This is a genomic window from Arthrobacter sp. Dra40, from assembly GCF_059091905.1.
Window position 1 is genome coordinate 1 of sequence record NZ_JBNHHB010000090.1, and the last position, 19,910, is coordinate 19,910.

The following is a 19,910-nucleotide window of genomic DNA, read 5'->3' on the forward strand; positions in this document are numbered from 1 at the left end:
AAGGCGAGCACGTCAAAGCCGTGAAAGCCTTGGGCGGCCAGGTCATCAAGCTCGGCCGCGGCGTCGGCTACCTGAACATCCTCGACCCCGGCCAGGCAGTCGAAGCAGCCCAGCTGCTGGAAGACAGCGGCCACCACGAAGACGCAGCCCGGGTCCGCGCCGACGCCCACGGCCGTCGACTGACCATGGTCGTCTCCCTCATCACCATCAGCCGGAACAACCCACCCACAGACCAGGAACAGACCATCCTGGACCGGGCCCTGCGCGTCCTCGATGAACGCTTCGACGGCATTCCGGTCCTGAAAGACCTGCTCGATGTAATCGTCTCCGCCCCCGACGAACTGCGGCAGGTCGCGCTGGACCGCGGCGACATGAACATTTATCTGCAGGAAACCCGGGCGTTGGAAGCCACTCTCCTGGGCTTGACCGGGGGAGGGAAGCTGGGCGAAATCTTCTCCCGTCAGACCACCAACCCCATGAAGCGTGACCGTGCCGTGGTCTTCGATGTCTCCAGCATCGACGAGACCGAAACCGATCTGCAGGCCGCCGTGCTGCTGGCCTGCTGGTCTTACGGCTTCGGAACCGTGAACGTCGCCAACGCCCTCGCCGACGCGGGCCTGGAACCGCGCCGAAACTACTTCGTCGTCCTGGACGAACTGTGGCGGGCCCTGCGCGCCGGCAAAGGCATGGTTGACCGGGTGGACGCCCTGACCCGCCTGAACAGGTCCGTCGGCGTCGGGCAGATCATGATCTCCCACACCATGTCCGACCTGCTGGCCCTGCCGGCCGAGGAGGACCGGATGAAGGCCCGCGGCTTCGTCGAACGCTCAGGCATGGTCATCTGCGGCGGCCTGCCCGCTTCCGAGATGCCGCTGCTGACCTCCGCGATACCTCTGTCCCGGCAGGAGCAGCAAAAGCTCATTTCCTGGCAGGATCCGCCCGCGTGGGACTCCCGTGGTGTGGACGTCGAGCCGCCAGGGCGCGGGAAGTTCCTCATCAAGGTCGGCGGCCGCCCGGGGATCCCGGTCCAGGTGGGGCTGACCTCGGTGGAGCACGGCCCGGATGGGGTCAACGACACCGACGGCAAATGGCACGGCTCCCCGGAACCGATCCTGGACCCCGCCGCACCCGTCCTGCCAACCGAAGGAGGCTCACTGTGAGCGCACCGAACCGCAAAGGCATGGGCCTCGGGGACGCCATCCTCGTGTGGCTGGCCATCGGCTTTATCGTCGTCTTCGGCGGCGGCACGTACGCCGCCGTTCACCTTGGATCCTGGATGGCCGGCATCGACGCACCGCCAGCCCACCCCATTGACCTGATCGCCGGGCTCATCAAGGGCAAAGTGCCCTGGCCCACCCAGTCCACCGTCGTCGTCTGCGTGCTGGTGGGGTTAGTCCTGGCGCTGGCCGTCGTCGTCTTGGTGGCCTGGCGGCAGGGTGCGTCCAAGCGCGCCCGGGTCGATAAAGCCGCCCGCTACCTGGGCCGGGGGAAGTCGCTGGCCGCGTTCTCCGAAAAGGGAGCGCAGGCCAAGGCCGACCGGCTGGGGGTGAAGGACAACCCCGGTATCGTCGTCGGCAAGGTGGTCTCCACCGGCCGGAAATTCGTCCAGTCCTGGGAAGACCTCAGCCTCGACATCTGGGGACCCCGAACCGGTAAATCGACCTCCCGGGTGATGCCCGCGATTCTGGATGCCACCGGCGCCGTGGTTTCGACGTCGAACAAGCGTGACGTGGTGGACGGCACCCGTGGCGTCCGCGAAGCCACGGCTCCAGTGTGGGTCTTCGATCCACAGAAGATCGCCCAGGAAGAACCTCACTGGTGGTGGAACCCGCTCTCCTACGTCACGGACGAAGAGAAGGCCTACAAGCTCACCCAGCACTTCGCGGTCGGTTCCCGTGTCCCTGGGTCAAAGCCAGACGCCTACTTCGACCCCAAAGCCGAAGACATCCTCTCCTCGTACTTCCTCGCGGCAGCACTTGGCGATCTGCCGATCACGCAGGTCTACCTGTGGGTGACTGAGCAGGTCAGCCAGGAACCCATCGAAATCCTCCGGCAGCATGACTACGAGCTGCAGTACAAAGGCCTGGAGTCCACGCTGAAGCTGGCCGACAAGCAGCGCGACGGCATCTTCGGCACCGCCGAGAAAATGATCCAGTGCCTCAAAAGCCGCAACACCCTCCGCTGGGTCGCCCCGACAGGCGGCGCAAGCGTCGCCAGTGAAGCGCGCCGGCAGTTCAACCCGCACGCCTTCGCAGCGTCCCAGGAGACTATCTACATCCTCTCCAAGGAAGGGGCAGGCTCAGCCGCACCACTCACCACGGCGCTGACCGTGGCGATCGCCGAGGCTATGGAGGAACGGGCAGAACGCAGCGGCGGCCGACTGCCCAAACCTGCGCTGTTCGCCCTGGACGAGCTGGCCAACGTCGTCCGCTGGGCCGGCCTGCCGGACCAGTTCAGCCACTACGGCTCCAAAGGCCTCATCGTCATGGGCATCCTGCAGTCCTGGTCCCAGGGAGTCGAGCTCTGGGGCGAGGCGAACATGCGGAAGATTTGGTCGGCGGCGAACGTCAAGGTCTACGGCGGCGGTGTCGCCGAAGAAGGCTTCCTCCGCGCCCTCTCTGACCTGATCGGGGACTACAGCTACATCAACGTCTCCGTCTCATCAGGGAAGTCTGGGTCCAGCCGCTCCCGTCAGGAGTCCAAGGAGCGTATCTTCGACGTTTCCAACCTCGCTGAACTCGATCGCGGCCGCGCCGTCGTCCTCGCCTCCGGTGCACCCGCCACGTTGGTCCGCACCATGCCCTGGTACACCGGCCCGCACAAGGACGCTGTGGAAGCGTCCATCAAGAAGTACAGCCCGCAGCCGGAGGAAGAGCCAGTACCGGTGGCAGCGGCGCCGGCCGCAAATCCATGGGTGACAGGGTAGGGGAGCAGGGGTATGACTATCGATATCGGCCGATTCGGTGAAGCTCCCAGCCCCGACGTAGAGGAAACTGGCGCTGATGCCGGCGAGCAGCAGAAGCCCCCGCAGTTGGTCTACGGCTCAGCGGAAGAGTTCCTGCACGAGCAGCTGATCCCTACCTACGTCCGCGATGTCGATGGTCGGGCAGCGAAGTGGTGTATCGAATGGTACTTCCACCCGGAAGCTGTCTCCCGGGTGGAAGCGCTCTGGCGGGCCTGGGAACACCTCAGATTAGATGGAGCTACCGGCATGAGCGTCTGGTTCAAAGATCACGCAGACCACCACATGAGCGTGCTCCTCGACCCACGCGGACCGTTCTACAAATGCGATATGCAGAAGCACCGCGACCCTGAACACTTGGAGCCTAGGAGGGCACCGGAAGGCTGGTTCCCGGACGTTCGTGCACAACCAGCCTAGAAACAAAGCCAAGGAGAGGGAGGCGCCTACGCGGCCTCCCTCTCCTTATGCCCAGCGGCTCATTCGAGCGTCAGTCGGGACGTTTCTGTCCTTCCAGGTAACCTTCATTTCCGGAATGGAGCAAGCGCAACAAGTCGGCATTGAGAACCAGGCCAGGGCCTGGGGCGTCGTCCGTATCCCGTGCACCGTAGTTCACGCCGAGTAGCTCCCCCGATGTGCTCAGCACCGGCCCTCCTGACTCCCCGTTCTGAGACGGCGGGTCTATGTGCAGCACGACAAAATCCGGTGAATAACTCCGCAGAAAGTAATGTTTAGTGTTGATTCGAGGCCAGTCATGACACCCGACAATGACTACCGGATCATTGAGCCTAAACGTGACCGGTGCGAATGGCCGGAACTCACCAACGGTGGCCAATAGCGGGTCAGCCGCGGGCAGCGGCACCATGATCAAGTCCAATATGCGGTGATTATCATCGGCAGCGCGACCATATTTGAAGGCGGGAATCCTTTCCCCATCATCATCTGTCCCGAAAAGGGCCACTTGCCCCAGCGGATTCTGGAGCTGATCGTGGAAGGTAATGGCTTGGGCCCATTTCGACCACTCGGCGTATTGATCAACCAGGTTGTTAGCCACATGGGCCGCGGTGACCAAATAGGTTTGCTCATCAGCTTTGACAAGGAACCCGCTCCCGATCATGGCTTTTTCGCCGGGGGGCAGGACCGCAGAAAGGGGGATAACACTACTGTTGAAATACACAAAGGTGACCGTACCCCACGAGAAGGGAGAGACCCCTAATGGCGTCTCTCCCTTCCATTGCTGCAGTACTAGCGGCTCAGGCCGTTCCTGCTCCTCTCAGCACCTACAGCAGCCCCTCCGCGGGTCTTCCTGGCCTTCGTTGCCTTTCCAGCTGTGACGGCTGCGCTGGGGTGTGTACCCTCACTGCGTGCCGCTGTAAGGCGCCCCCGGATCTGCGCCTCATTGGCACCGGTGCCCTCCAGGGACTCCGCGAATTTTGCGTGGTGTTCGGCTGAGCCGTAGCTGGCAGCTGATGCGGTTTCTGCTTTGAGAGCCTGGTCTTTGAGTTGGCTGCTGTCGCTGCCAGTGACGCGGTTTTCGATTTCGCGGCCGACGCCTTCGAGGCGGGCGAACAGTTCCTTCTCGGCGCGTTCATACCGTTGCTCCATTGACGCAACTTGGGTGCCTGGGAAGCCGCCCTCAGCCAGGAGCTTTGCTTCGTGCATCTCCTTGGCTGCTTTCACGAACTGGGGATCGTTGAAGTGGGATTCGCCGGCACCGTTGATGTTCGCGGTGGTTTCTTTGCGCAGCTGCTCGATGTCGGGGCCATTGATTCCGTCCTTGCCGATGAGGAACAGACGCTCTTTAATGTCGGCGTCTGCAGCCGCAGCAGCCTTGGGCGTCTTCGCGTTGTGGGCGCGCTGCAGGGCCTGTGCCAGTTCGGGGTTTGCCAGGTACTCAACGGGTACCTGGTGGCGCTTCATTTCAGGTGCCAGCTTCGTCGCCTGGGCTCGAAGTTCTTCTGCCTGCGCGGCCGCGATCAGTTGCATAGCTTTCTCGTGTTCGGCGGCGGCTTTCCGTGCTTCTTCTTGGCTGCGTGCCAGCTCGTCTCGCCGGGCGTTTTCGGTCGCGATGGTCGCGATTCCTGATTCAAGGTAGGGGGAATCCGCGCCGACGTCGTGTGTGTCGATGCCGTACCGGGCAAGGACTTCTTCACGGATTTTTGTAGAGGCTTCAAGGGCGGTGGGGTCGTGGTCTTTCCAGCCTTCAGCGACGGCGTGTGCCGTGGCGATATCGGCCGGCTGCGCTTTGTCCCACCACTCGTCTTTCTGGACAGCTGCGAGGACGGCGAGGGCTGAGCTGCGTTCAGCCACGAGGCGCGCTTGGGCTTCCTGTGCAGCCTGGGTGTCAAGGTGTTCCTGCTGTCGCTGGGCTTCCTGCCGGCGGCGCGCCAGGGTCTCGGCGATGCGTGAGGCGATCATCAGGGATTGCCGCATTCCGTTGTCGAGGAAGTCGTCGATGCCGTCTGATTCACTCATGGTGTTCCCCTTGCACTAGTGGTGGGATTCTTAGCGGTCGAGTCCCGGCCCGGTGTCGCGGCTGGGTTGATAGGTCTTCGCTGGCGTGGCCGGTGTGGGTGTCGTGGGGACCACCGAACCGGGTCGGATTGGGGCGATGCCGCGGCGTGCAATGTCAACTGCCCTGGGCGGCACCGCGGCCGCTTCGGCGGCCTGCTGTTCTGCTCCTACGGAAACGGCCTTGGGCATCGTCGCGGTGAACGGGGCCAGTTGGTTTTCGACCACTGATCGGATGCGCTGGGCTTCCCGGGCACGGCCGGACTGGGCGTGCATCTCGTACACAGCAAAAGCGGTGTTGATTAGCTGCACCATGAGTGCTGTCTGCGCTGCAGTCTTGTTCTTACTGGACGCCGCCATGAACAGCATGGCCGTACCGGCAATGGACGGCAGTGCGACGGGCTTGCCGTGCTGCCTTGGTGCGCGGAGCTGGGCGGTGCGGGACAGTTCCGCTGCCGTAGCAGCCAAGGGTCCCGGGGTGGGCTCAAGCCGGTAGGACCAGGCAGCGAAGGCGCCGGAAACCTCCCGGGCCGCCTTCGCCCAGGTGGCGTGATCATCACGCGGGATCTTGCGAAGCTCGTCAGCCAACGCGGCGGCACTGCGCGTGTATTCCACCCATACCTGCGCCGGCGGGGTTGCCCTCTCAGGTCCGGTCCTGGACACTGTGCGCTTGTTCCTGGCTGCTGCGTTCCACTCGGCTGCGGCCTCGGTTGCCAGCTGTGGTGAGTCCATCCATGCCTCACGAAGTGCGCCCAGTTTCAGGTCAGAGGCGAGGGTTCCGCCGCCGAACCAGATCGGTCGCTCACCGGCTTTTGGCCGTTCGGCTACGGAGTAGCCAACGATGACGTCGGTGGTGTTCTTGGCGTAGCGGGGACGGACCAGCATTCCGGTCTCTCGGGCACGCCGGACGAACTCACCTTCGGTCGCTGATGACGTGGCGCATGCGCGGACTTTTCGTGCCAGGGAAGCGCGGTGCATTTCGCGCTCGTCACGGACGGCGGTTGCCTTCTCGGCCCGGTCGTAACCGCGTGTGGCGTGCACGGTGGAGAGCTGTTCCAGCCCGTACTTGACCTCGAGCTCGCGGCAGGTTTGCTGGGCTCTTTTGTAGTCGCCGTGTGTGGATGCTTTGGTGCCGTCTTCGCGGACCAGGGACACGGCGATGTGGATGTGGTGGTTGCCGTTCTCCGACGTGCCATGGTTGATCGCGGCCCAGCGGCAGCGGGCCTTTCCGCTGGTTTCGGTGAAGCCCATGGCGTCTACGAAGTCGTTGGCGATATCGCCCCACTGCTGGTCCGTCAGTGCGCCTTCCTCGGCGCGCAGGCTCAGTGAGCAGTGCCAAACGCTGGCGTCCTTGTAGCCGACGTGGATGCGCTCCTTCTTGGCCGCGTCCCACTGCATGTCCTTGACTTGGACTGAGACACCGAAGGCCTTCCGGGGACGGTCAAGGTGCTTGGCAATGGCCAGGGCATCATCCTTGTCCAAGACGCCGTCGTCGTACCATGCCATGATCGCTGCGTCGCCGGCCACCAGGTGCGGTTCGGTGTGGGCGTTCTTCGTCTTATCAGCATCAGTCGATGCGAGATAAAGGATGAGGCCGGTCATGCGTGAGCCGCGGGTGATGTTCGGAATCATGGCCTACATCAGCCCATCAATTGCATCGTCAATCCGCATCGCTACAGAGCGGATATGACGCAACGCCTGGCTCGCTTCGGCCGGGAAATCACCGGTGGCGTTCGCCTGCCGCGCCAGCTGGTTGATGTTGTTCGACGAGCGGGCCAACAGGTTATGCAGGCCCATCAATTCCGCAGCAATCGCACGTCGTTCCGTCGGCGAATCAGAAGACTCCGACAAAGCCGAGGACACCAACAGGTTCGGCACCGTCACCCGCTCCCTGGCAGCACGCGCCATCAGAGCAGCGTCTTCCTCTGCGGTAACCCACACGTCCCGACGCTTCTTGGACCCCGCGGGCTTGTTCTCCCGACGCCGACGGGAGAACCGGGAACGAGACGCATCCTCTTCAGTCACTCGTTCCCCCCAATCCTTCAACAGGCCCAGCGCAGCGACCCCGAAACCGGGGACCACACTCACCAGTGTGCCCGACCGACAACCCTTTGTCGAAAGGATTCACCACTTACACGGGTGTAAGTGTATAGCTTGCTCCGTCCGGGCTGATTTTCGCGCGTGAGGCACCCTAGGGGCCGCGACCCGTTGGGAGATCTGGTTTGTCGTGACGTCCGGTTAGGCTGGCATCATGGCTACCCTTGATATTGAGCAGACACGTAACCGGGCCCGCGCGCTCCTGGACTCGCGCATCGAATCCGTCACCGCACTGGTGAAAACCCGTCAACGGATCAGCGACCTCAAAGAACAGCTCGCCGAAGCCGAGCGCGACGATAAGCGCGCCTACGTGCGTGCCACCAAGGACGGTTGGAGCCCCGAGGAACTCAAGAAGCTCGGACTCGAAACCGGCGCCGCCAGCCGGCGCAGGAAGGCCGCCGGCCGCTCCACCGAAAGCAATTCCGAGGCACGCACAGAGAGCGCCGTACCGGCAAACCAGTAGCATCTCCCCTCGCCCACCTGTGCACGGCAAAAGCTAAATCCTCCGGGCTTTTCCCGCACACACCTGGACGACGGGACCCAGCCAACCGGCTGCACACAACCGCCAGCTCACCACCGGCCCCGACACCCACCACCGCGCCCCGGCGGTCATGCACAGCCTCCACTTCGGGGCGGTAGCAGGCCGGCTTGTGGGCCGGCCCTGTTCCGATCCTCGGACAAAGGAAATCCGTGATCCGCACGCAGCGGAAACGTTGTCGCGAACCCGGACGCCCGACGCGGCAAAGCACGGCGCCCGAAGGTCCCACCGCGCGTGCCTCTTAGCCCGCCGGGAGCCGCGGCACTTTGCTGCTTCCTGGTGGCCGCGTCGAACGGCGGTCCGCCGCCGATGAGTGGCTGCCGTGGTGCGCGCCCCGGCGGCGGACCGCCCGACCCTGGAAAGGTTTCCGGCCAACATGTAAGTGAGTGGCCCGGAGCCGTTGCCGGGCGGTGCGGGTTCCGCCCGGCAACGGGCTCTTAATCGGTTTCGTGTTCCGGTGCGGGTGCGGCACTGTCGTGGATGATCTGCTCAACCGGACTGGCCATATCCCCATCCAACGAGCCGGGTCAGGTAGTCGATGTGGCCGCTGCTCGGGGACCGCCAGGAGTCCTTGGCGATGGTCTTCTCATACCCGGCGCAGACCAGCGCGATCAGCGACACCTCGGGCTGGGCCGTGGACTTGGCCACGTGATCCCGCAACGGGTTCCAGCCCCACCTGACCGAGGCCTCCCCCGTCTTGACCCCGGCCAGCTCAGCGGCGACGGTTCCCTCGTAGCCGCTGACCGTTTCGGGATGGTGGGTGATGGCGTGCACGGTGAAGTGCTGCCATCCCTTCGGCGGCTGCTTCTTCGCCAGCAGGGACTTCACGAAGTCCTGACCGTCGTGGCCGACTGCATCAGCTTGTTGTTTTCGATCAGGGTTTTCCGCTCGGCCTTCTGCTCCTGGGTCATCGGACCATTGTTCGCCGGGGACAGCCGTAGCCGCTGTACCTGAGCGTGAAGCCCCGCTCCTTCCACCCGGCCACGACCGGGACAGTGGAGTGCTGGCCGTTATAGGACGTGACGACGTGAACGGCGTTTGCATCTTCATCGGTGGCCGGCTCACAGTCGGCCCTGTTCAGCGAGGACACCCGGACGTTCTCACTGTCGCCGTCGTACCCTGCCCGTTCCACCACAGTGGTTCCGGCGGCTTCCAGCTCGGCCGTCAGCGCCGCGAGTGCGGCCGCGCGGTCGCGGCGGTCCCGCAACTGCCGGGCGACGTGGGCGAGCATGTCCGACTCATCCGCGAGGACTGACTCGAGCTCGGCCGTCGCGTCCTCATCAGAGGCGAACTCGGCCAGGATCAGGGCCGCTTCAATCGTGTATCCCCTGCCCAGGGCGGCGGACCCGGTGTCCGTGGACTTCGCCTTCAGCGCCAATTCGACGGCGGCGCAGGTGCGGCGCTGTCCCATCAGCACATGCACCGTGCCGTCGCCCTTGCGGTGCGCGATGACCGGTTCCATCACGCCGTGTTCAGCGATGCTGGCGACAAAACCGGCGGTCAGGGCCGCGTCCTTACGGACGTTGATATCCACGCTCAAGGTGGCCGGGTCGAGCATTTCCAGTGTCGGTGTGGCGTTCATGGTGTTGTTCCTTCTTGTCCGAGAAGCCTTGGGTGGGTGGGGCGGCCTTGGTGACCGGCCAGTATCCCCTTCTCCCGCCGTTGTTTTGGTTGCTGGCAAGCTCGCTTGCTCGGCGTCCGACGCAGGCCCGTCCACCCGCAGGGCAAGGGGGAAGGAAATTCCCTCAAGGAAATCAGCGACGCAGGAGCGCCGGAGGGACATTTCCCGCCACCGCAGGCCCCGGGAGGAACGACCGGGGCTGGACGGGCCGGAGCGGACGCCTAAAATCCGCAGGACAGCAACCAAAAAACGCCGTTAGGCAGGACAAGGACAGGTCTCCGGAGCCCTGCGACAGAGGCACTGGCCCCCACAGCCAGCCGCGCCAGCGGACGTCCAATAACTGGTTGGAGCGCAGCGGCGGCGCGACGCTCCCTCAAATCCGGGGCAATAACAGGATTGTTGTGGGCCGGTTGGTTCAGTTATAGCTGGTGAGTCGAGCTGGTGATGATGAAACGATTCGATAAGATCGGCGTCGAACGAGTCGGCGGGGGTGCCCGGCGATCCACCTCAGTCATGCAACGGACTCAGTCCGGGAAACAGAAGGGGCGCCTCCCTATGATTGCGCTGCTGATCGCTGCGGCTTTGGCCCTGATTTTGTCGTTGAGCGGTACACCGGTGCTCGCTCGCTACCTTGTTAAGAAGAACTACGGCCAGTTCATCCGCGAGGATGGCCCCACCTCCCACCAAACCAAGCGTGGCACTCCCACCATGGGAGGGGCGTGGATCATCGGGTCGGTGGTGATCGCCTATTTCGCAACGCACGGCATCATGACGATGCTTGGTGCATCGTCCGGCCCAACAGCCTCGGGACTGCTGCTGCTCCTAGTCACCGTCGGAATGGGCCTCGTAGGCTTCTTCGACGACTACATCAAGGTCTCCAAGCAGCGCAGCCTTGGGCTAACGGCGCCGGCTAAGATCATCGGCCAGACGGCTGTTGGGGTTACGTTCGCGGTCTTCGCTCTCAACTTCCCCAATGAGAACGGACATACTCCAGCCTCCACCGCAATCTCATTCGTTCGGGACACGTCCTTCGATTTAGCCTTCGCAGGGCCGCTGATCGGCGCGATCTTGTTCATCCTGTGGTCCATCCTGATCCTCACCGCGGCATCCAACGGCGTGAACATCACCGACGGGCTGGATGGCCTGGCCGCGGGGGCGTCGATCTTTGTCTTCGGCGCTTACACGCTGATGGGCATCTGGCAGTTCAACCAACGTTGCGCTGATCCCAGTGTTCCGAACAATATTTGCTACCAGGTGCGGGATCCGCTCGATCTGGCCCTAATCGCGGCTGCGCTGTGCGGTTCCCTTGTCGGATTCCTCTGGTGGAACACCACACCGGCGAAGATCATCATGGGTGATACCGGGTCACTCGCCCTCGGGGGCGCAATCGCGGGGTTCGCGATTCTGTCCCGCACTCAACTGCTCCTGGTCATCGTGGCCGGCCTGTTCGTGATGATTACCTTGTCCGTCATTATCCAGGTGAGCTTTTTCAAACTCTCCGGCGGCAAGCGCGTTTTCCTCATGACGCCGCTGCATCACCACTTTGAATTGAAAGGCTGGGAACAGGTCACCGTGGTGGCCCGCTTCTGGATCGTTGCGGGCTTTTTCGTCGCCGTCGCCCTTGGAATCTTTTACGCTGAATGGGTTGTCCTGCTGTAACAGTCAATCGACTAAGAGCGAAATGCCCCCTCAAATACGGAACGGCGGTCCCGACAGACCAAGGGCACCGACGTTGCTTGGTAAACCGGCTAACCGAACGCGCCCTGCATTGCGAGATCTGTTACAGCCGATACCGCTGCGCTGGTCGCGCTCGTCACAGCAGCGACTCCCCTTTACCGGCGGGACAAGCGCGTTGATCTATGCAGGCGCCGTAACGTTAGCCGGGACAGCCCTCACACTTGACGCTTGCGATCAATCTCGATGGGCTTAGGAGACCCGAATGTTTATTCTCTTCGTAGTATTCGCAATAGCCGCAGCCGTCTTGGCAGTCGTATCGACTTCGGCCTTTGGCCATATCGGTTGGGCGATTGTTGCCGCCATCAGTGTTGTAGCTGCGATTATTGAGCGGCGGAGGAAAGCAGGATCGAGAGAAATGTAAGCTCCTCAAGGGGCTATGCCGAGGGCTACCCCGAGGTTGCGTATCTGGCGCCCCCGAATGTCACTGCAATCGTGGTTGCAATCGGCAGATACGAGGTGGCTTTGCTGGCAGCGTGGCAACTACCCTCGGCCGCGGCAGCCGGCGGGGCCTCACCCCGTCGGGCAAAGCGATGGGCCGATGTCTTTGCAGCTTCCCTAAGTTTCATGGCAGTAATCTTCGCGGGTGTCTGTGTACACGCCGGATCCTTCGCAGCAGTCGGCGGCCCTGCGATGTTCTTCGGGCTTCTCGCTTCTCTCGCCCTTGTACTCGTCGCGTTCGTTCTCAGAAACAAGGCCATCATTTTCGTGCTGGGAGATGATGTCGACGGCCGTGTATCGCGTCCATCTACTGGAGGGCACGCCGCAGCGTGACCGACTCCAGCCTTCACGGTGGATGCATGCCACGCCTTGCCCGTCGCTGTGGTGATGCCTTCGCGGTGAGAGCTTCCGCGATCTTCGGCCGGGGCCAGCTCTAGCTTCCCGGGCTGCTGATCGATACTTCACCGGTTTTCAGGGTCTGTCTCAGACAGTCTGCGATTCGCTGAGCATCTTCTTCCGTTGCTGATGCGACAAGTTTGATGCCCAAATGCGAGGACGGCATGTCCGCAGATTGAAAGGCTTCTTCAATGCTTAGGTCATTCAAGCATTGTTGGTAGGGGCCGGTTCGCGGACCGAGTACGCCTACATGCCACCGGTCCGATGTCCCATTCGGGGCGTTCGGGTCTGCGTCGGCGGGGCTGGATCCGCATCCCGCCATGAACAGCACGAGGACGCCCCCCAGCATTGCGGCCAAAACCCAACGTTCCGTGCTCATCGTTCCTCCTGGCTTCATCTATGGGTTGAACCTACCGGTCTAGAGGCTGAAGGGCACGCCGCATCGTGACCGACTCCAACACTGTCTTGACGGTGGAGGTGTGTCACGCCTTGCCCGCGGCAGTCGGACGCCTTCAGCGGACGGAACGGAGAGTGAAAACTTCATCTTCGATTCCGGGACGGGCGACCCAAAAGAACATCACCAACGGCACGGTAGCAGTCGATGGAAAGATAGCTGTCCGCTAACGACTGACCTCGCGCTGGATTTCCCGCCGGCTGGGACGGCTCTAGCCCGATTGGCAGGCCAGCCATACCCTGTGAGCATGACGGAGCATCCGGAGAGGTCCAAGTTCGCCCCGCGGTTCCCCTTGCTGCTGGCCATCGTACAGACGCTCTTCGCTCTCTATGCAATCTTTGCCGGCCTCACCAATAGGTTTTCAGACTCGTACTTCTGGCTGTTCTTGGGGGCGGTGTTCCTTGTGGGCGGAGTGGCCCAGTTCATGACATGGCGAAAACTCAGGCAATCATCCAACTCCGACAGTCTCTAGCCGCACGACGTGTGCAGTAGTGAGCGAGTGGCCTAGCTGGCCGGATCAGGATCGCCCAGACCGCGCACCAGCAGGTTGGGGTGCAGGTAGTTCCATCCTTCGGCCAGATCCTTGCCTGGATTGTAGCCAGCGAATACCAGCTTTGCCTCCAGGATGTTTTCGGTTTCGCCAAGCCCGAAGCCCACGTAGGGGCTGGTGTCGTGGCACCCCGTGGCGTCGGAGCTGTTTTCAAACTCGATGACCACGCACAGGCGGCCGTCCTCGGGCTTGACCGGCACCAGAGAGTAGAACTTGTAGTCGCCCTCTTCTGCCAGCAGGTGCCTGTTGGTTGATTGGACGGCCAGCTCGGCGAAGTCGCCGGCGGAGGCGTCTGCCGAAACAGCGTCATTTGAACCCGCGGAAGCTTGAGGTTCGTGTGAAGAGCGCTCGGGCCCGCTTGTGCAGCCGGCTACTGCCAGGAGAAGAGCAGAACCGGCTATCAATTTTGTCAACGTGCGCATCATGTCCCCGTCCCGTGTAGCAACGTTTGTCTCAGGCTAACCTTGGCTCAGCGCCCCAGGGAAGGTTTCAGTTCGTTGCGAAGCGATAACTTCCTAAAAGCGAATAACCCAGCCACTGAGCCCTGCCCATTCCCCCATGAGCACACGGACTACGCCTCTACTGTTCCGCGCCGCCGGCCGCGGGGAACCGAGCGTGCTGTGTGGTTGACAGTCAATATAGGTAAGCGATGATTGCGACATGATCAGACAGCAAGTTATACCCCTCCGCGTTATCCTCGGAGGGCTTGCGCTTGGGGCACTGCTGACCCAGTTTGTGGTTGTTCCGCAGGCTGCGGCTGAGTACGCCAACGCCTACCCCGAGGTTGCGTATCTGGCGGCCCCCTACATAACGGCAATCGTGGTTGCGATCGTCGGTTTCGAGGTGGCATTGCTGGCAGCCTGGCACCTGCTCTCGGCCGCGGCGGCCGGTGCGGGTTTGACCAAGCAGTCAAAGCGATGGGCCAACATTATGGCCGCTTCCCTGATTTTCATGACAGTCATCTTCGCGGGTGTTTGTTTCCACGCAGGGTCCTTCGCCAACGTCGGCGGTCCTCCGATGTTGTTCGGAATCATCTTCTTCCTCGCCCTTGTTCCCGCGGCGTTCGGTCTGAGGACCCGGGTTTTGGATTTTTTTCCGGGAAATGATGTCGACCACTGTGTCCGGCCCCTGGGCCACGCCTCCTGACGCTCCGCTATTTGAAATTGCTTCCCCAGAACTTGGCGAAGGCCAACCAGTAGCATGTCTCGTACGAACACGGAGGCAGATATGGCCCTAACCGCGAGCGAGGCCCGGCGCGACCTTGTCCGTCTCATCGAACGAGTCAACCTCGACCGCACCGCAGTAGAAATCGTGTCAAAGCGTGGGTCCGCGGTCTTGATGTCGAAAGCCGAGTACGACTCGTTGATGGAAACCAACTACCTGCTGGCGTCACCCCGGAACGCCCACCGCCTCATGAACTCCCTGGAATCCGCCCGCGCGGCCGAAACCGAGAGCAAACGATGAGCCATCTAGGCCATGATTCGCAATTCCCGGCCCTGAGTGCGGATTGACTGGAACCCTTTGGTTCCGGGATTGATACTAAGCCGACGCTAGACTCCGGAGCATGAGCAATCCGCAGACTTTCCCTAATGCCTCGTCAGACTCACCCGCACAGCCGGTTCAGACAAGGCCGCGCGCCGGCGTGACCGCGCGGGTGGCATTCGCGTGCGCACTGGTCGCGGTGGTATTCACCTGGTTCACCACATTCGCCGCGCCCGTCGCCGAGCAGCAGGCGGCGGCCCGTGGGGACTACGGTAACATTTTCACGTTCTGGGCCTTCGCCTGGGGCATCGTGCTAGTGCTGAACCTGCTAGCCCTGCTCCTTGGAATCAGAGGCGCGCGGCAGCCCACCGGTAAAGTGCTCTCCGGTGCCGCGATCGGTATCGGCGCGACGGGTGCCCTCGGTGTCCTGGTGTACAACTTTGTGACGTTCCAGGTCATGCCCTTCATCCGCTGAGAGCCGGACGGATACCTCAACTCCGAGGATGGGATCCAGTCTGCTCCGCACGTGTTTCGGACGCACTCTTGGGGTGCGCAAGATCGGGGCTCAGCCGTCCAGCTGGCGAACTTCATTGTCATTGCATTCACCGACGACTCCCTCACTGAAAGCGATCGGACCAAGATCGAAGAAGTAGTGCAAGGAAACCCTAAGGCTTATGCGGGGAGACGGTCTGCACGTAGAACGTCTCCTCCCGGAGGCACTGTTCAGGTGCGCCCTCTACTAGATTGCTGAGCTGCCCTCCGGAGAGGACGCCGCCGCCCAGAGTGACGGGCATGGGGACCCCGACTTGAATGGGGTGTCCCTCCAATTCCACAGTCAGCGGATCACCCTTAGCGAACCTCGTATCGGCGGGAAAGATAAGGGTCATTTCCTTTCCATCGATGTCCCTGCCGATGATGCAGCCTTCATCGTTGAGGACAATAGCCCCCTCGAACCCGGCTTCCATTTCAAAGTTCTCCCTAGCGCTGTTGGGATTTACCAGGAGCATTTCCCCATTGGGTCCGGCGGATATGCTTTCACCTGGACCAGCAGCGCCGCCCGAGGGACTGCCACAACCACTCAGCAGCGCCATCAGAGTCACTAAAGCCATGAGTGCTGCAGAATTCTTCATATCGAGCTCCTGCGGTTCGAGAACGTTTGGCTGGTCACCGTCGTTGCGGTTAACGGAAGTATGCCGCCTGCCGAGCAATACTTGCAGGGATTAACCAGCGCCAGTGATTCTCCGGCAGGAGAACACGCCCAGGAACTCGCGATCCCGTACAACAGAGGATCGGCTTTTCCATCTGCCCGCGCCAGAACCGTGTCGCGTCTCACCGTTGGATGCACCCATTCCTTAACACCAGGCACCGTTCAAACTGATGGTAGGGCCTTAAATCAGATTGCTCATAGATCACGATAAGGAAGCGACCCTGAATCTACCTTGGGGCACTCCCGGCTGTGTCCCCATCTCAGGTCCCATAAGCCGGTCCCCCACCGCGACAAGTGGGCGATGGGATCCATGTCCATCAGGGCTCATCACTGTCCCGTTTGAGGATCCGTCAGCGCGCCTTATAACCGGCTTCCTCACGATGGCCATAGAACTGCTCTCGAAGCACTTACTTCCTGTGCCTATCGGCTGGAACCATCTTCATTGTCTTCATACCGATACTCATGACGGAGCTTCTGGATCTCTCGCCTGGCAAAGAACCCGAAAAACACGGCTAAAACCCCCAAAGCGATCCCGTACAGCAGAAGACCAGCTTTTCCGTCTGCCAGCGCCAGATAGAGGAGAACCAAAGCCAAACCTGCAAGGACGACAACTTGCAGGGTCCACCAGATCGTGCCGCGCCTCACCGTCGGATGTACCCATTCCTTCACACCAGGCACCCGTTCATACCGGCGGTAAGGGCATTGGATTCAGATTGCTCATGGTTCACGGTAACGAAGCGAGGTTGGATCGACCTTGGGGCACTTCCGGCTGCGCCCCATCGAGCGTCCCATAAGCCCGGTGTTGTCTTAGGGTCCCCCGCGTCATTCCGGCCAAGCTAGAGCTGACATGCCTGTGCAGACGTGCAACTTGCCGGTAGCGTGCCCTCTTACAGGGATAAGGGGGCGTGATGAATCCGAGCCTAAAAGTGCGAGCCGCCATTATCCTGCCCGCCACCGTCATCGTGCTAGGGATGGGTGTTCTCGCATTCGCGCTACCGGATCTGATCGGCTCTCTAACCAGAACCATGCCGTTCGTGGGCATGTTAACGCTGGGACCGGTAATGGTCTTGGCGCGGTTGATTGGGCAGCGGCGTACTCATTCAGAGGCGAACCTCGATAGAAGGGCGGCTCAGCTGAGGAAGCTGCTGCTCGGGGTGCTCGTGGTCGATGCGGTCTTCATCGTTGGTATGGCAGTTCTGGCATTCACCCAGCCGCCAAATGTTGCGGTTTTAATTATGGCTATCACCGCCGTGATAACGATCATCGTGCTCGTGACCGCACTTGTTCTTGATCACCGGACGCATTCCGAGAGAGGCTCAGGAAACCGAACGAATATATCCTAAATGGGCACGGCTCGGAGTGCGTGCTTTCACAAGCTGAGTTTCCGTTGCTTCGACCCATAAACCGGTCCTTCACCGCGACAAAGCCGGGCGGCAACTTATGCATGCCTGTGATTGGTTTGTGACTCGCAGCGCTATTTGTCACCTCGCAGCCCACAAGGGGATCCTCAGCTGACGCAAGACTGCCGGTTGCTATAGGTGTTATCGAAAGAGCTTTACCTGCAGGTGACTTCTTAGGCTGCTGCCTGTGACTGGGGAACTTAGTCGTGGCGGATCTGAGCTGCATGGCTTATTCGTCGGGTGCGGATTCGACGATTTCGTAGTCGATGGCTGTGTGTCCGGTGACTTCGTTGGTACCGAATCCGTAGGCAGCGTACGTCATGACCGTCCGTTCGCCGATGACCAGCCCGGTGTTCGGATCGATAATGATTTCCTCCCGCTGGCCGGCGCGGAGCGGTTCCGTGCGCCCGATGGCGATTCCGACTTTGCCGTTCAGGTTGGCCTGCTCTGTTGCGGTCACGCCAGGAATCATTGCCAGGGCCTCATAGAGGCTGGCACGGAGGTCCGCGGGGACGAGTCCGCTTTTGAGCAGTGCAATGATGCGCCCGAAGTTGTCCTCGTCGCGCGAGGTCGACCCTCCACGATAATCAGCGTCGAAACCCTTAAAGAGGGCTTCTCCGTCGCGTGGTAGGGCAGCCACTCCTTCTAAGGTCCATGGCGCGATGCCCAGCATTCCGTCGTAGAATTCGCCGTCCTGAGCACGGATCAGTTCTTCCCAGCCGGGTAACGAGCCAGAAGGGGGCATTTCACGGTCGAGCACCCATTCCTCGTCCGGGTCAGCGGGAACGTAGACATCGATAATTTGCGTGAATCTTTGGTACACGTCGTTCCCGGAGTCGTCCCGTTCGCCGCTAATGTTGTTGGCTTGCGTGTGGACGAGGAGGTACTGTCCCGGGCCGGGCATTGGGTCGATGAAGGACTCGGATTGCTCGGCAACCGCCCGCAAGATGTCGGCTGCGTGCGCGCTTTGCAGCGACATGCTGGTTTGTCCGACGACGAGCGTACCAATGCAGGTGGCGGCCACGGCGAGGAGCATCCGGCGAGTCCTGCCGGGGCGGCGGGGCGGTGCCGTCTGTTCTTCTGGCGGCTCTTCTGCCGAGGTGACTTCAGTCCGTCGTTCGAGTAGTTCAGCCGTTGCCTTTACACGCCCGAACCGGACGGGGTCTTCGGCTCCCGGCAGCGTCGGCAGTTCAACCAGTTGGCGGCGCAGTGCCTCGCTTCTGTCGGTTTGGAACTGGTGGGGACTCATGATGTGCTCCTTCCTGGCACGGTCTGGTCCTCAGGCTCGTGCTCTCCGGAAACTTCGTTGTACAGGGTGCCGAGCCTGGCTTTGGCTCGGTGCAGCCTCGATTTCGCCTTCGGCAATGCCGAGTGCCATGCCGGCTTCCCGGACGCTCATTTCTTCGACCACACAGAGTGTCAGGACGTCACGGTCCAGAGGATTGAGTTGGGCGAAAGCCTTCTGCAGCAAGGCGGTTTCATAGCCGTGCTGGTCAGCATCCGCGATGTCGTCAGCGATGTCTGCAGCAGCCGTCGGCGGTGGCAATTGGCGGAGGAAATGGCGGTAGCGGCGTTGCTGGCGAGCATGGTTGCGGAGCGTGTTATTCGTGGTTACCAACAGCCATGCCACGATCGATTCGTCGACCATGCGCACATACGGCCGGCGCCGCCAGGCCTCGTAGAAAACAATCGCCGTCACGTCTTCAGCCGTATGAGGGGAACGCACCACTCTCAGGGCATGGTGCAGAACCCGGTCCCTGTGGCGATCGAAGATCTCGCCAAAAGCCTCACCGTCACCGTTGACGACCCGCTTCCACAACACCTCATCCGAGACCTCTGACTCTCCACCCATACTCCATAGTGTCCGGTCACCCGGATTGGTTCCATGAATAAGCGAACCAATTTCCGTTGCCCCTTTCTCCGCGAGGTATGGGCCGCTGCTCGTTGGAGGATCGTCATTGCTGAGTTCGACTTTCAGACTGGGCTTATCCGGCGAAAAAAGGGATGGGGGCTGGCATGTTGCGTCAAAGAGTCCTGTAAGGAGTGCCCCGTACAGGCGACTCAAAACGTCCCGTTAGAGGGTCCTTCAGCGCACCATTCCCCCGACAAATCCCAGGGTCGGCAAAGGAGCGGATTTCAGGGCTCCTGGGATTGGCGTAAACCCCGCCCGCAAAAAGGCCCGGTGAAGGTGCCCCAAGCGCGGCAGAGACGAATCGCTGTCAGCGGACGGGGCAACGGATCACAGACCAAAGTTGGGACCAAGGATTAAACGCCGGACTCACCCCTGGGCCCCGGCCTCCCGTGCGCCTGCCGACGTCAGATACGACAGGCCCGCCGGCTCGGAGATAAAACCCGCGGCAAGCAGTTCCGGCCTGGTCTCGTGACGTGGCCAGGGCATTGGCCTGACGGCCACTCCTGTGTACGCAGAAGGGTGAATAGATACAGGAGATGTGGGCGCGTGGCGAAGCCGCGCCAGCGTAATTGAAGGCTGTATTGGACTCGGTAACGCTAAGGCGTGCA

At 61.7% G+C, this 19,910-nt stretch carries 21 protein-coding genes and 1 pseudogene; 12 read left to right on the forward strand and 10 right to left on the reverse strand.

The annotated features are described in order from the left end of the window. The 3 genes from AC5RWT_RS23610 to AC5RWT_RS23620 all read left to right on the forward strand — a co-directional run. A partial coding sequence (locus AC5RWT_RS23610) for a putative type IV secretion/conjugal transfer ATPase (RefSeq protein WP_494082288.1) occupies positions 1 to 1,160 on the forward strand: 1,160 nt, incomplete at its 5' end. Next, the gene (locus AC5RWT_RS23615; RefSeq protein ID WP_494082289.1) at positions 1,157 to 2,926 is read left to right on the forward strand and encodes a type IV secretory system conjugative DNA transfer family protein; all 1,770 of its coding nucleotides are present in this window, start codon (positions 1,157 to 1,159) and stop codon (positions 2,924 to 2,926) included. The genes AC5RWT_RS23610 and AC5RWT_RS23615, both read left to right, overlap by 4 nt. 12 nt (positions 2,927 to 2,938) lie before the next feature. Beyond that, positions 2,939 to 3,379, forward strand: a complete 441-nt coding sequence (locus AC5RWT_RS23620) for a DUF4913 domain-containing protein (RefSeq protein WP_494082290.1) — start codon at positions 2,939 to 2,941, stop codon at positions 3,377 to 3,379. A 70-nt stretch (positions 3,380 to 3,449) separates the two neighbouring features. On the opposite strand, the gene AC5RWT_RS23625 is transcribed toward AC5RWT_RS23620, so the two are convergent. From AC5RWT_RS23625 to mobC, 4 genes are all read right to left on the reverse strand, one after another. After that, the gene (locus AC5RWT_RS23625) at positions 3,450 to 4,136 is read right to left on the reverse strand and encodes a S1 family peptidase (protein WP_494082291.1); all 687 of its coding nucleotides are present in this window, start codon (positions 4,134 to 4,136) and stop codon (positions 3,450 to 3,452) included. A gap of 68 nt (positions 4,137 to 4,204) precedes the next feature. Beyond that, complete coding sequence (locus AC5RWT_RS23630) at positions 4,205 to 5,434, reverse strand: hypothetical protein (protein ID WP_494082292.1); 1,230 nt, start codon at positions 5,432 to 5,434, stop codon at positions 4,205 to 4,207. A gap of 30 nt (positions 5,435 to 5,464) precedes the next feature. After that, the gene (locus AC5RWT_RS23635) at positions 5,465 to 7,102 is read right to left on the reverse strand and encodes a relaxase/mobilization nuclease domain-containing protein (protein ID WP_494082293.1); all 1,638 of its coding nucleotides are present in this window, start codon (positions 7,100 to 7,102) and stop codon (positions 5,465 to 5,467) included. A gap of 3 nt (positions 7,103 to 7,105) precedes the next feature. Beyond that, positions 7,106 to 7,495, reverse strand: coding sequence for a plasmid mobilization relaxosome protein MobC (gene mobC, locus AC5RWT_RS23640; RefSeq protein ID WP_494082294.1), 390 nt, complete (start codon positions 7,493 to 7,495; stop codon positions 7,106 to 7,108). Positions 7,496 to 7,721: 226 nt separating this feature from the next. On the opposite strand from mobC, the gene AC5RWT_RS23645 reads away from it, so the two are divergent. Beyond that, positions 7,722 to 8,030: a hypothetical protein gene (locus AC5RWT_RS23645; RefSeq protein WP_494082295.1), complete on the forward strand. Its 309-nt coding sequence runs from the start codon at positions 7,722 to 7,724 to the stop codon at positions 8,028 to 8,030. A gap of 512 nt (positions 8,031 to 8,542) precedes the next feature. On the opposite strand, the pseudogene AC5RWT_RS23650 reads toward AC5RWT_RS23645, so the two are convergent. Continuing rightward, positions 8,543 to 9,687: pseudogene (locus AC5RWT_RS23650) on the reverse strand (ParB/RepB/Spo0J family partition protein). 594 nt (positions 9,688 to 10,281) lie between these two features. Here AC5RWT_RS23650 and mraY point away from each other — a divergent pair. The 4 genes from mraY (at position 10,282) to AC5RWT_RS23670 (ending at position 13,223) form a co-directional block, all read left to right on the forward strand. Further along, positions 10,282 to 11,385: a phospho-N-acetylmuramoyl-pentapeptide-transferase gene (gene mraY / locus AC5RWT_RS23655; RefSeq protein WP_494082296.1), complete on the forward strand. Its 1,104-nt coding sequence runs from the start codon at positions 10,282 to 10,284 to the stop codon at positions 11,383 to 11,385. Between the two features lie 280 nt (positions 11,386 to 11,665). Next, positions 11,666 to 11,824 carry a hypothetical protein gene (locus AC5RWT_RS23660; RefSeq protein WP_494082297.1) on the forward strand — a complete coding sequence of 53 codons (159 nt, stop codon included), beginning with the start codon at positions 11,666 to 11,668 and terminating at the stop codon, positions 11,822 to 11,824. After that, complete coding sequence (locus tag AC5RWT_RS23665; RefSeq protein ID WP_494082308.1) at positions 11,809 to 12,234, forward strand: DUF2975 domain-containing protein; 426 nt, start codon at positions 11,809 to 11,811, stop codon at positions 12,232 to 12,234. Before AC5RWT_RS23660 ends, AC5RWT_RS23665 begins: the two co-directional genes overlap by 16 nt. Positions 12,235 to 12,998: 764 nt before the next feature. Continuing rightward, entirely contained in the window at positions 12,999 to 13,223 is a 225-nt protein-coding gene (locus AC5RWT_RS23670) for a hypothetical protein (protein ID WP_494082298.1), read from the forward strand. Positions 13,224 to 13,255: 32 nt separating this feature from the next. Here the strand turns inward: AC5RWT_RS23670 and AC5RWT_RS23675 are convergent, their stop codons facing one another. Then, a complete protein-coding gene (locus AC5RWT_RS23675) occupies positions 13,256 to 13,726 on the reverse strand; it encodes a hypothetical protein (RefSeq protein ID WP_494082299.1) in 471 nt (156 codons plus the stop codon). Between the two features lie 235 nt (positions 13,727 to 13,961). On the opposite strand from AC5RWT_RS23675, the gene AC5RWT_RS23680 reads away from it, so the two are divergent. The 3 genes from AC5RWT_RS23680 (at position 13,962) to AC5RWT_RS23690 (ending at position 15,258) form a co-directional block, all read left to right on the forward strand. Beyond that, positions 13,962 to 14,447 (forward strand): DUF2975 domain-containing protein, encoded by a 486-nt coding sequence (locus AC5RWT_RS23680; protein WP_494082300.1) that lies wholly within the window; start codon positions 13,962 to 13,964, stop codon positions 14,445 to 14,447. 81 nt (positions 14,448 to 14,528) lie between these two features. Further along, positions 14,529 to 14,765, forward strand: coding sequence for a type II toxin-antitoxin system Phd/YefM family antitoxin (locus AC5RWT_RS23685; protein WP_494082301.1), 237 nt, complete (start codon positions 14,529 to 14,531; stop codon positions 14,763 to 14,765). Positions 14,766 to 14,865: 100 nt separating this feature from the next. Then, complete coding sequence (locus AC5RWT_RS23690) at positions 14,866 to 15,258, forward strand: hypothetical protein (RefSeq protein ID WP_494082302.1); 393 nt, start codon at positions 14,866 to 14,868, stop codon at positions 15,256 to 15,258. 190 nt (positions 15,259 to 15,448) lie between these two features. On the opposite strand, the gene AC5RWT_RS23695 is transcribed toward AC5RWT_RS23690, so the two are convergent. Together AC5RWT_RS23695 and AC5RWT_RS23700 are read right to left on the reverse strand one after the other, a co-directional pair. Continuing rightward, on the reverse strand, positions 15,449 to 15,913 hold the full coding sequence (locus tag AC5RWT_RS23695) for a hypothetical protein (RefSeq protein ID WP_494082303.1): 465 nt from the start codon (positions 15,911 to 15,913) through the stop codon (positions 15,449 to 15,451). A gap of 497 nt (positions 15,914 to 16,410) precedes the next feature. Then, on the reverse strand, positions 16,411 to 16,659 hold the full coding sequence (locus tag AC5RWT_RS23700; protein WP_494082304.1) for a hypothetical protein: 249 nt from the start codon (positions 16,657 to 16,659) through the stop codon (positions 16,411 to 16,413). A gap of 239 nt (positions 16,660 to 16,898) precedes the next feature. Here AC5RWT_RS23700 and AC5RWT_RS23705 point away from each other — a divergent pair, with 239 nt between their 5' ends. Continuing rightward, on the forward strand, positions 16,899 to 17,333 hold the full coding sequence (locus AC5RWT_RS23705) for a hypothetical protein (protein WP_494082305.1): 435 nt from the start codon (positions 16,899 to 16,901) through the stop codon (positions 17,331 to 17,333). 286 nt (positions 17,334 to 17,619) lie between these two features. On the opposite strand, the gene AC5RWT_RS23710 is transcribed toward AC5RWT_RS23705, so the two are convergent. Both AC5RWT_RS23710 and AC5RWT_RS23715 read right to left on the reverse strand, forming a co-directional pair. Beyond that, positions 17,620 to 18,639, reverse strand: coding sequence for a CU044_5270 family protein (locus tag AC5RWT_RS23710; RefSeq protein ID WP_494082306.1), 1,020 nt, complete (start codon positions 18,637 to 18,639; stop codon positions 17,620 to 17,622). Between the two features lie 30 nt (positions 18,640 to 18,669). Next, on the reverse strand, positions 18,670 to 19,242 hold the full coding sequence (locus AC5RWT_RS23715) for an RNA polymerase sigma factor (protein WP_494082307.1): 573 nt from the start codon (positions 19,240 to 19,242) through the stop codon (positions 18,670 to 18,672). Positions 19,243 to 19,910: the final 668 nt, after the last annotated feature.